Source organism: Sphingobacterium haloxyli, assembly GCF_002980525.1.
Taxonomy (GTDB): Bacteria; Bacteroidota; Bacteroidia; order Sphingobacteriales; family Sphingobacteriaceae; genus Sphingobacterium; species Sphingobacterium haloxyli.
Genome location: NZ_PVBQ01000056.1, coordinates 1 through 429 on the forward strand (window position 1 = coordinate 1; position 429 = coordinate 429).

1 protein-coding gene is annotated in these 429 nt (G+C 60.4%); it reads left to right on the forward strand.

The window, feature by feature from the left end:
* The coding region (locus C5745_RS19935) for a cytochrome c biogenesis protein CcdA (RefSeq protein WP_449448538.1) at nucleotides 1-429 on the forward strand (429 nt) is incomplete at both ends.

The following is a 429-nucleotide window of genomic DNA, read 5'->3' on the forward strand; positions in this document are numbered from 1 at the left end:
ACGGCGCGGCAAGCGAGGAGATGGAGGCTGACACAGCGGCCGGTGCACCGGTGCAGCCGGTGGACGCCAGCTCCCAGGGCAAACAGTCCCTCTGGGGTATCTTCATTGCGGGGCTGCTGGGCGGTTTTGCGGCCTTCATCATGCCCTGTATATTCCCCATGGTCCCGCTGACCGTCAGTTTCTTCACCAAACAGAGCGGCTCCCGAGCCAGAGGGATATCCCGGGCACTGCTCTACGGGCTGTTCATCATCGTGATCTACGTCGCACTGGGCATGCTCATCACCATAGCCTTCGGCTCCGACGCGCTCAACGCCCTGTCCACCAACGGTGTCTTCAACTTTCTGTTCTTCCTGATACTGGTGGTCTTCGCGGCATCCTTCTTCGGGGCGTTCGAGCTTACCCTGCCCAGCTCCTTTGTCAACAGGATAG